The organism is Chromobacterium haemolyticum DSM 19808 (assembly GCF_000711885.1).
In the GTDB taxonomy this organism is placed as follows: domain Bacteria; phylum Pseudomonadota; class Gammaproteobacteria; order Burkholderiales; family Chromobacteriaceae; genus Chromobacterium; species Chromobacterium haemolyticum.
In genome coordinates this window covers 51,042-61,814 of sequence record NZ_JONK01000031.1, presented here as the reverse complement: position 1 = coordinate 61,814, position 10,773 = coordinate 51,042, and the positions used below count along the sequence as shown (strand labels likewise).

General features: G+C 60.0%; 9 protein-coding genes. 7 read left to right on the top strand and 2 right to left on the bottom strand.

Features of this window, described 5'->3' with window-relative positions; all coding sequences use genetic code 11:
- Both BR71_RS23710 and BR71_RS16465 read right to left on the bottom strand, forming a co-directional pair.
- The coding region (locus BR71_RS23710; protein WP_156039013.1) for a transposase at window positions 1–328 on the bottom strand (328 nt) is incomplete at its 3' end.
- Window positions 329–362: 34 nt separating this feature from the next.
- Window positions 363–3,305, bottom strand: coding sequence for a hybrid sensor histidine kinase/response regulator (locus tag BR71_RS16465; protein WP_052370711.1), 2,943 nt, complete (start codon window positions 3,303–3,305; stop codon window positions 363–365).
- A gap of 118 nt (window positions 3,306–3,423) precedes the next feature.
- On the opposite strand from BR71_RS16465, the gene BR71_RS16460 reads away from it, so the two are divergent.
- The 7 genes from BR71_RS16460 (at window position 3,424) to BR71_RS16430 (ending at window position 10,759) form a co-directional block, all read left to right on the top strand.
- Window positions 3,424–4,056 carry a response regulator gene (locus BR71_RS16460; protein WP_052370710.1) on the top strand — a complete coding sequence of 211 codons (633 nt, stop codon included), beginning with the start codon at window positions 3,424–3,426 and terminating at the stop codon, window positions 4,054–4,056.
- A 293-nt stretch (window positions 4,057–4,349) separates the two neighbouring features.
- A complete protein-coding gene (locus BR71_RS16455) occupies window positions 4,350–5,165 on the top strand; it encodes an alpha/beta hydrolase (protein WP_052370708.1) in 816 nt (271 codons plus the stop codon).
- A gap of 154 nt (window positions 5,166–5,319) precedes the next feature.
- Complete coding sequence (locus BR71_RS16450) at window positions 5,320–6,000, top strand: hypothetical protein (RefSeq protein ID WP_043639997.1); 681 nt, start codon at window positions 5,320–5,322, stop codon at window positions 5,998–6,000.
- Window positions 6,001–6,132: 132 nt separating this feature from the next.
- Entirely contained in the window at window positions 6,133–6,843 is a 711-nt protein-coding gene (locus BR71_RS16445; protein WP_043639994.1) for a fimbria/pilus chaperone family protein, read from the top strand.
- A gap of 52 nt (window positions 6,844–6,895) precedes the next feature.
- Window positions 6,896–9,343, top strand: coding sequence for a fimbria/pilus outer membrane usher protein (locus BR71_RS16440; protein ID WP_156039012.1), 2,448 nt, complete (start codon window positions 6,896–6,898; stop codon window positions 9,341–9,343).
- 14 nt (window positions 9,344–9,357) lie between these two features.
- On the top strand, window positions 9,358–9,915 hold the full coding sequence (locus BR71_RS16435) for a hypothetical protein (RefSeq protein WP_043639991.1): 558 nt from the start codon (window positions 9,358–9,360) through the stop codon (window positions 9,913–9,915).
- A gap of 478 nt (window positions 9,916–10,393) precedes the next feature.
- Window positions 10,394–10,759 carry a hypothetical protein gene (locus BR71_RS16430; RefSeq protein WP_043639988.1) on the top strand — a complete coding sequence of 122 codons (366 nt, stop codon included), beginning with the start codon at window positions 10,394–10,396 and terminating at the stop codon, window positions 10,757–10,759.
- The last annotated feature ends 14 nt before the right edge of the window (window positions 10,760–10,773 follow it).

Genomic DNA, 10,773 nt, shown 5'->3' with positions numbered 1-10,773 from the left:
CTGATTTTTTTAATGCCAGCTCCAACACGCTTACGCCGTGCAAGTCAGGTTCGGTCCATTTGCGCCAATACGCATAGACGTTCTGCCACTTGGGAAAGTCAGGCGGTAGATAGCGCCACTGACAACCTGTGCGTAGAACATAGAGCACTGCGCAGAACACTTCATACAGATCCAGCTGTACCGGTTTGGTGTTACGCCGTACGCCACGTAGTAGCGGCTCTATCTGGGCAAACTTTTCTCGACTAATGTCGCTTGGGTAGGATTTTCTCTTCACCAGCCCATTATCGCTCACAAAAAGATCGTAAACAGGTTCTAAGCGCTTGGTCATTGTCGCCTATGCCGCCCGGACAAAGATAGTCGTTTCACGTTTGAGCCAGGCGCGCGCGTGCCAACGCCTCCAATTGATCCAGCAGCGTGCCGGCTTCCTCGCGTCGGTCGGCTTCTAGCGCTTGTTCAATCTTCGCGCACAACTCCGCCACAGGCGCCAGCCTCGCCATGGCGAAAGCGCCCTTGGTGGCGTGTAACTGCTGCATCAACAGTGGCTTGTCCATCGGCTCAAGCGCCCGCCGCATCAGCAGGAGCGAATGGTTCAGCGCGTTCAGCAGTTCGGCGCGCCGGACAGCGGATAAAGGCGCGGGGGCTGTGGGACGCTGGGCGCTGGGGTGGCTCAGCGCCAGATGTTTGCGGATCACCTGATCCAGCTCTTCCAGGGTAAAGGGCTTGAGCATGAGTTCGTCGATGCCGGCCTGAGCGCAGAGCGGTTGTTCCGCGTTGCCGGCCTGTGCGGTGATGGCGACGATGGGGGCGGAAAAGCCGTTGTCGCGCAGGGCCTGGGCCAGGTGGTAGCCGCTGATGTCCGGCATGCTCAGATCGGTCAGCACCAAGGCGTAATCCTGGCGGGCGGCTAGCGCCAGCGCGGCGGCGCCGTTGGCGGCGATGTCCGCCTGGTGGCCCAGTTCACAAAGCTGGTCCTGAATCAGCGACCTGATTGCCGGGTGGTCGTCCACCACCAGGACACGGGCCGCGGGCGCTGCCGGGATCGGTGTGACGGCGGGCGGCTTAACGGTTGGCGCGGCGGCGCAAGGCGGCAAGGGCAGGGTGGCGACGAAGGTGCTGCCCACCCCGGGGGTGGAGGTGAATTCAATCGTCCCCGCCAGCAATTCCGCCAGCTTTTTGCAGAGTGACAGGCCCAGGCCGGTGCCGCCGAAGCGGCGGGTGATGGAGGGGTCCGCCTGAGAGAACTCGGTGAAGACTTGATCGTGATATTCGGCGGGAATGCCCACGCCGCTGTCACTCACCCCAATGACCACCGGCGAATCCGAGCGGCTGTCGTCCTGCAGGTAGACTTCCAGCTGCACCTCGCCGCTGAGCGTGAACTTGATGGCATTGCCAAGCAGGTTCAGCATGATCTGCCGGACGCGGCCGGGGTCGCCCAGATAAGCCGGCGCCAGGTGCGCGTCTATCATGCAGGAGAATTCCAGGCCCTTGGCACGGGCCAGCGGCTCCATGACGGCCGCGGCTTCGCGACCGAGCGCGGCCAGATCAAAGGGGATGCTCTCCACGCTCATCAGCCCGGCTTCCACCTTGGACAGGTCCAGAATGTCGTTGATGATGGCCAGCAGCGCCTGCGACGAGTGCTTGGCTACGGACAAGCGCTCTTGCTGCGGCGCGGCCAAACCGGCCCGGCCTAGCAGGTCCAGGCTGCTGACGATGGCGTGCAGCGGAGTGCGGATCTCATGGCTGACCATGGCCACGAAAGAGGACTTGGCCTGGTTGGCCGCTTCCGCCGTTTGGCGCGCGGCTTCCAGCTGGCGTTCCAGCGCCTTGCGCGCGGTGATGTCCACTACATTGCACAGCAGGACCCGGATGCCCTGATAGCGCGTGGCCATCGTGGTGCTGTGCAAGGCCATGGCGCTGCCGTCTGCCAGCGCAAACTGGATATCCCGGTGGCAAGGCGTGGTGCCGAGCGGCGACGCGGCCAGGTGAGCGTCCAGCAGCTGCAGGTGCAGGGGCGGGCGGGAGATGGCTCCTTGCCGCGTCCACTGCCGCATCACTTCGTTTTCCAGCAGCACGGAGCCATCGGCGATGGACAGCAGTGTCAGGCCTGAAGGCGAGGTGTCCACCATGATGCGATTCAGATTCTCGCTTTCGTAAATGCGTTGAGCGTTGCTAAAAGCGGGTTTGAAGATTCTCCGGTCCAGCAACAGGATGAAGGTCCACAGGCAGATCAGGGCGAACAGCAACGCGCTGAGATTGATGATCAGCGGCAGCCTCACGTCATTGAGCAAGCCATGCCAGGGAAACACTTGGATATGAACCCAACCCGGTGTGGGCAAGCGGGCGCGCAAGATGAATAGACCATCGCGGTATTGGAGATCGGATACGGTGTCGTCTATGGTGGGCAGGGCCATGTCGCGGAGTGTTGCGATCAGTTGAGCGCCGTGCTGGGCTTGCCAGCCAAAGCTGATATGTAGCGGCCCCATCGGACTGGCGAGCAAGGTGGTTTCATCGCTGATGTCCGGCCGCCAGGTATTCAGAAAGGTATCGATGCGGATATCTCTGGCGAATACGGCGACAGGTCTGCCATCGACCACGACAGCTTGCGCCAGACGGATGGCGGGGCGGCCGGACAACGGCGCCGCGCTGGTGGCCAGCCAGACCGGTTGACGGCTGATTAGACCGTTGGCATCCACCGGATTGGGCATATTGGTGAACACCTGCTGCCGAAGAGCTTCTCTGACCTCCGGCTTGGTTGAGGCTAATGAGGACAAGCTGGGGGAAACAATCGCCAGAAACTGTTGGTCCGGGCTGTACAGATAGGCGTTTACCGACTTTCTCAGTTCGCAATCGCCGCCGCACATTGCGCTGGCGGCGTGTTCTGCCAGTGCCAGGTAGGGTTCGAAACGGGGTACCGGGTACTGGGCGGAAAGCTTGCCCAAGGCCAGAACCGGAGGGTGGACCGGAGAGGATTGCAGCCACACTTCACCGTTATGCGATGTGAATTGGCGCAGCAGCGGCAAGGAGGCTTTGGGCAGCGTTTTCCATGCCTCTTCGGCCTGGCTGACCTGATGGTAGAGGTCGATCGCATGTCCTCCTAGTACCACCTTCAGCGCCGTATTTTCCGCATCGAACATCCTGTGCCGATCCGCCAGCATTTCCTTGCCGGACAGCCAGAGCGACAACGTGGTCAGAGCCAGCAGAGTCAGAGAAATGGCTATGCCGCCGCCAAACAGCGTGGCGCGTTGGATACGGCGCAGGCGGCTGAGTGGACGAAGGATGGATGGATTGGAGCGTGTGTTTCGCATGTGTGGGCGTGATGGTGGAGAAATGGCCGGGGGGAATGGTTGACCGAGGTTAGGATGTTTGCTTATCTATAAAAATAGATTTTCTTGACAATAAATAAGCATTTTTTAAGTGAGCGACATGGAGACAGAGGAAATCAAGGTATTGCTGGCGGACGACCATCCCACCGTGCTCAGCGGCCTGGAGCATGTGCTGCAGAGCCGGCGCGCCATCCGCGTGGCGGGCAAGGCCAATAGCGCCACCGCTCTGTGGGACATGCTGGCCAGCCAGCCTTGCGACGTGCTGGTGTCCGATTATTCCATGCCGGGCTGCGAGTCCGGCGACGGCGCGACCATGTTCGAACGCCTGCGCCGGCTTTACCCGGAACTGGGCATTGTGGTGCTCACCATGATGGACAACGCCCTGGTGGTGCGCTCGCTTCGCGGCTTGGGCATTCATTGCATCCTGAGCAAGTCCGACGCCATCGAACATCTGCTGCCGGCCTTGTACGCCGCCAGGACTAAAACGTCGTACTACTCTCCCGCGGTGGAGCGTCTGCTGGAGGCGGACGGGCCAGCCCAACCCGCCGACAAGCGTGCCTTGACCGCGCGCGAAGCCGAGGTGGTACGGCTCTTTGTCGCCGGGCTCACCGTCAACGACATCGCCGCCAAACTCAAGCGCAGCAAGCAGACCATCAGCACCCAGAAAGCCAGCGCCATGCGCAAACTGGGCGCGGAGCGCGACGCCGACCTCTTGCTGCTGTTCAAGTCCTGACATTTGTTTTTCTCCCGGCGGCCCTTCCTTGGTGCCGCTTTCCCGCCGCGGGTTCCCTGGATTCCTGTCTGTCTTCAACGCATGGGTGGCAAAGTATCGTCGCTTCAACGCTTGATCCCCGCCGTGCGGCGCGTATTTCGTACTGGTCAAATATCCCCGCGCGCTGAGCATGGCTATGCTGCCGGCTTGGATTTCGCCTGGGCCTGAAAGACGGCCAGCAGGCGAGCATGGCGTTTATATTGAACTGGGTGCTCTGTTGATGGCGGGTGGCGTTTTAAAGTCTGGCGGTGCGCATGGGCACGCTTAAAAAAATCCTGGTCTTGTTGGCCGCCGTTTTGCTGACGCTGAGCTTATGGGAGCTGGCGCAGCGTTGCTTCATCCTTAGTCCCTCGTATCAAACTGGCAAAACCCCGCAAGATTACGGCGTGACGTACCAGGAGACCTGGTTGCCGGTTGCCAAGACGGAAGGTGGCGGCCTGGTGCATGCGTGGTGGTTGCCGGCCGAATCGCCCGCCGCGCCGGCGGTCTTGTTTCTGCACGGCAACGACAGCACGCTGTACACCGATATTGATTTGATCCTCAGCCTGCGCCGGCTGGGCCTGGCGGTGATGGCGATCGATTACCGCGGCTACGGCGGCGGCGCCTGGTACTTGCCGTCGGAGCGCTCGGTTTACGCCGACGCCCGGGCCGCTTGGCAAGCGTTCAAGAAGCTGTCGCCGGAGGCGTCCAAGCATCTGGTGTACGGCCATTCCCTGGGTGGCGCCATCGCCATGGACCTTGCCGCGGTATCGCTGGGCGTGGACGGGGTGATTATCGACGGCGGTTTCTTGTCCATCGCGGACATCGCCAAATCCTATACCGCTTCATGGCTGCCGTTTGACGCGCTGATCCGCCATAACTTCTCCTCCTATTCCAAACTGCCGGTCATTGCCGCGCCAAAACTATTCATTCATTGCTCCGGCGACGAGGTGGTGCCGATCGAGTTGGGTGAGCGTCTATATCAACTCAGTCCGCAGCCTAAAGCCAAGTTGTTTATGCAAGGGGGTGATCATGATGGTTGTTATCGGCGTGGTGGCGCTGAGTGGGGTGGTGCAATTAAAGATTTTTAAGAAATGCTGAATCTTGTGAGTCTTGAATAGGGCGCTTCTGTGGCGTCTTGCGTGGAGGTGAATGGTTTTTGTTGATTTAGTACTGGTCATATGTTTTGTATTGAAATAAAAGCGTACAGTTATTGCGCCTGTTATTTTTTGGATTGAGATTGTTATGTTGAGTTCAAAAGGAGTGGTTTGCGCCGCGACTACGTTCACTATTTTTTGTGCGGGTTTGGCTAAATCGGAAGGTTCGTTGGCGCATGGACAATTTATTTTAAAAGGTGCCATTGAGCCGGCGGCTTGTGTGGTGGATTTTTATGGTAAGGAGATTCAGGATTTTGGAGTGTTTGATTCGAAGATCCTGCAAGAGGGGAACGGTGATTTCCTGGAAAGAAAGGGTGATGTTATGCCTTTTAAAGTCAGGTGCGATGCTGTGCAGCAGATGTCAGTCAGGTTTGTCGATAATAATCCGGGCTCTGTTCATGGTGATGGGCATAAAGATAGGTTTGGTTTAGGTTTTATTGGGGATGCTAAAGTAGGGTATTTTCGTTTTACTGTTTCGAATGATCATAATAAGGTGATAATCGATGAAGAGGAAGGTTCGGTTAAGGCTGATTATGCTAGATCTGAGACCAAGGAGGCAGGTTCTTGGAAGAGGGAGCCTAATGCAGATAAGGTTTTCTCCGGATATTATTATACCCCTATGGCGGTGAATGATGCCACAGCAACCCCTCTTGGGTTTAAGGAATGGCACTCTGCTGTGAAGCCTACTATTTTTATTGATAGAAAGTTGGTGGTAACGGATAAGGCAGAGTTCGAGGGAGTGGCGACATTGGAGTTGCATTATCTTTAATGCTGGTTGATCAATTTTATTGATTGGTGCGTAAGTATCTAATTTGCGATGAATGGATGCTTTTGCATTGACTGGTTTGGCACCCCCGGCTGCAAAGATTTATATGGGGGTGTTGTTTTTAAGAGCGTGTATATGAGTGGGTTGAGAAAAAGAGTAGTGGTGGGTTGGTGTATTGCCATATTGGGAGTCGCCGCTAACTGTATGGCGGGAGGTATGCAGCCAGCGACTTCGGTCTTGTTGCTAAATGAAGCCGATGTTGCTGGTGCCATGTTGTTGCAAAATACCGATAAGCAGCCTTTGCTTTTGTACTCAAAAATTGAAAACCTGCCGGAGGATGAGGGTGAAAAACCGTTGGTGATGTTGACACCGCCAGTGGCTCGGGTTGAGGCAGGGGAGTGGCAGCAAGTGCGCTTTATTTTGCAGCTTAAAAAACCTTTGCAAACGCAGCGTTTGAAACGTGTGATTTTTGAAGGGATACCACAAAAATCAAGTTCGGATAGTGTGCAAGTGGCGATTGCCGTACGGCAAAACCTTCCGTTGGTGATTCACCCCAAGGGCTTGCCGGTAAACCGAGAACCATGGAAATTATTAAAGTGGTCCTTGAATGACGGCCAGCTGATATTGGCAAATAACAGCCCTTATGTGGTGAGGATGGCGCAAGTGGTGAACCTCCAGCCGCAGGGCACTGCCGTGCAGTTGGAGCGCAGCTATGTGTTGCCGGGGCAGGAGCTGTCGTTCCCGGTTACGGATACCGGAGCCGAGGCAGTCAGGCTGTACCCGGCAACTCTGTACGGCTTCAGCGTGGACAGTTACGACGCGCCTTTGACGGCCAAGGCCGGCTAAATTGGCGGTTTGGCAAGAGCTCCCGGCCTACTGTGGGCGTGGTGAGGCGTGGGTGGGTGCCCGGCTGCCGACGAGGCCTTGGAAACGCCGGCCGCTGGCGGCGGCCCTGTTGCTGGCCTTGGGCGCGACGCCACCGCTGGCGCTGGGTGGGGAAGCGGCAGAAGAGGCGATGTTCGACGCCGATGTCTTGCGCGCGCGCGGTCTGGACCCGGCCTTGGCCGAGTACTTTCGCGGCAAGCCGCGCTTTGCCGAAGGGCATCAGCCAGTGAGTTTGTCGCTCAATGGCGAGGCATTGGGCGAGGTGGAGGCGGAGTTCGACGCGCAGGGCCAGCTTTGCTTCAGCCCAGCTTTGCTGGAACAGGCGCGTTTGCAAGCGCCGCCGCCGGATGAGACGGAGGTCGTCTCCGTGGCGCCGGCCTGCTACGACTTTGTCGGCGCTTGGCCGCAGACCCAGGTGCAACTGAACCCCAACCTGAACCGGGTGGCGCTGTTGGTACCCACCGCGGCCATCCTGCCGCAGCCGCAAGAAGAGATTCAGCTGGAAAGCGGCGGCGTCGGCGGCATGCTGAACTATGACCTCAGCGCGAGCAGCTATCAGGGACTGGGCAGCGGCAGTCGCAGTTTGTCGCTGGACACCGAGGCTGGCCTCAACGTTGGCGACTGGATTGTACGCAGCCGCCAGTTCTATTACTCCAATAACGGCCAAGGGCAGTTCAGCGACTTGGGCGCTTACGCCCAACGCTCCTTCGTTTCCCAGCGCGCGCGTCTGCAGTTGGGCGTGATCAATGTCGACAGTCCGCTGTTTGCCGCTGGCCAGTTGCTGGGCGCGCAATGGACGCCGGAGAGCGGACTGGAGCAGGGCGGCCCCGGCCCGCGGGTGGAGGGCATCGCCAATAGCGTGGCGCGGGTGGAGGTGCGGCAGGCGGGAGTGTTGATCCATATTGCGCAAGTGCCGGCCGGGCCCTTCTCTTTTGACCATATCCGCCTCAACAACCGCCATGTCGATCTGGAAGTGACGGTGGTGGAAAGCGACGGCGGCGAGCGGCGTTTCATCGTGCCGGCGGCAAGCTTGGCGCTGGATGCGGCCGCGCCGCTGGGCTATTCGCTGGCCATGGGGCGTTTGCGCGATGTTGCCGACGACGGCGTGGAACCCTTGCTGCTGACCGGTTCCGGCAGTTGGGCGCTGGGGCAACGGGCGCAAGGGACGTTGGGTGCGCTGAGCACGCCGCAATACCAGGCCCTGGGCCTGGGGGCGGATGTCGGCCTGGGCGCGGACACTACCTTGAGCGCGCGCGGGGTGGCTTCCCTGGCGCGGGAAGAGGGCGTGTTTGGCCATCAATCCAACTGGGCGATGAGCACGCGGATGAGCGAGGCGATGAGTGCGTCTTTGTCCGCCTCGTTTCAGTCCGAAGGCTACCGCGATCTGGGCGAGGCGACGACGGCTTATGGTCGAGAACAGGCCGGCGAAGCGCGCAAGCGCCGCACCCGCGCCCAGTATTCGGCCTCCCTGGGCTGGAGCCATCAGCGCGCCGGCAGCTTCCGGCTGTCCTATTCCACCCGCCGCAGCTTTGACGGACATGTCACCAGCCGCTGGCTGGGCAGCTGGGGCAAGTCTTTCAAGTGGATGTCGCTGAATCTGAACGTGGAGAACGGCCGCAACTCCTTTGACGGTCGCCGTTATCAAGCCTGGTATCTGAACTTCAGCCTGCCGTTGGAAAAGCGCCGCATCAACAGCACCGTGCGCAGCAGCGGCGGCGACGCCAGCCTGAATACCTCGGTCAGCGAAACCGTCAATGAGTATTGGGGCTATCAGCTGAGCGCGGAACAGAGCCGCCGCGGCACCGGGGTGAGCGCCAATGTCAACGTGCAACCGCGTTACGCCAGCGCCCGGCTGGCCATGGGACAGAACAACGCCGGCCGCCATTTTTCCGCCGGGCTGAGCGGCGGCCTGGCCTTCCACCGCGACGGCGTCACCGCCTCCCCAGCGCAGATCCAGGACAGCTTTGGCGTATTGTCCACCGGCAAGGTGTCCGGGGTACGGGTCAACACGCCGGGCGGCGCGGTATGGACCGATGCCGGCGGCCGCGCGGTGATCCCCAGCTTGACGGCTTACGACGTCAGCCGGCTGGAAGTGGATGTGAAAAGTCTGCCGCGCACGGTGGAGCTGAAAAACGGCTACAAGGAGTTGAAAGTCAGCCGCGGCGCGGTGCGTCATGTGGAGTTCGACGTGTTCCAGACTCGCCGCGTGTTGTTGGAGGTCAAGGATAGCTTGGGCCAGCCGCTGAGCGCCGGCGGATCGGTGCTGACGGCGGACAATCGCTTCGTCACTTCCGTGGTGGAGGGCGGCAAGGTGTTTCTCGACAATGCCGAGCCAGGACAGCTGCTGACCGTGACCACGACCAACGGCAACCGTTGCCAGCTGGATTTCACGCTGCCGGAAACGGTGGACGAGCAGGTGTTTTACGAGCAATTGGACGCGGTATGTCGGGCGGAAGCGTGAGCGAGGAGCATGGAATGAAGTCGATGATTAAGCGGGCAACGGCCGGTCTGGCCGGCCTGCTCTTGTGCCAGGCTGTCTTGGCGGGCAACTGCGTGATGCGCTTGAGCGGCGAGCAAGTGGATTACGGTGTGTTGAACAAGGGCCAGACCGCGCGTTCCTCCGCCGGGATGCTGGCCTTGGGCAAGCGGCGGATGACGCTGAGCATCCAATGCGAGGCGCCAAGCGCCATCCGGTTGCGGCTGGAGGCGGAGCCGGCCGCCAAGGGCATGGCGTTATGGAGCGGCAAGGGCCATTACCGGATGACCATGGGCGCGGCGCAGCTGGACGGCCAGCCGGTGTTGCTGGCCGCCGCGCGCACCGAACCGACGGCGCTGGAGCAGGCCGCGGCGGAGGTGGGGGTGGACGCCGAACATACAATATGGGCGGTGGCGGACGGCAAGCCGGCGCGCGGCAAGCTGTTCACAGCGCAAATCTGGGTGGACGCGCAAGTGGCGGCCAATGCGCTGCGCGCGCGCGATGTGGAGCATTTGAGCTGTGGCGGGCGCTTGCTGTTGGAGAAGGGGGAGTCCTAAGAATGAGTTTACGATCTCGCGAGCTAAGGCGAAAATAGCTGAGAAAGCGGAATGTACAGGTGGTACATGAGCATTTCGAAGCCGTACTCACCGTGTAACGCTCCACGACGCGCAGCGGATCGTAAACAGGTTCTAAGCTGTAGAAGCTCAGACCTGCTCTGACAGTCTCTCCATTCCGCTTGCAGCCTGTCCGGGCGGGTGTCATCGGCTTGACGCTCCGCCCCCGTCTCAGTACTCTTTGCCTCGCGCTGCGCCAAATAACGCCGCGCCGGGCAGGCAAGCCTATTAATTCCATTGTTCGCAGACAAGCAAAGTCCGCTAGGACCCCGCGCGTCTGTTGCCACGCATCTGCATCTGAGCAGGGCGTGGCAGGGAGCTCCTTTGGAGCTGCCGGTCTTAACAATGGAGCCGGTCTTGCCACCTTGTCACGCTCCTGCTCTTATCCGAGCAGGCTTCCAAAGCTGACTTGGAGACTGCAATGACTCCACTGTTTTCCCTCCTTCCTTTAGCCAAACCGCCTCCGGGCAACGGACAAGATCAACTGCGCCTGCGGACCCAAACCTTGGACGCTTGTGCGCTGGCCTTGAACGGCTTCTCTCTATTGCGCTCCACCTTGGCTGCACTCCAGGCCAAGTCCATTCCCGGCTCCCATCAATATGTATTGACGCGTTTATCCATCGAAGTGCTGGATGATTACGCCGCTCGCCTGCGACAACTCAGTTCCACCGCTCAAGATGAGCGGCAGGGAGCGGCGTCATTGCCTTTCCAGACAAGCGTCGGCGGAGGCGCGCGCGCCAAAGCTACGGCCGCGGCGTCCGTTCGCGGCCTCAAGCGCTCAATCTAGGCGTTCAATCCGCT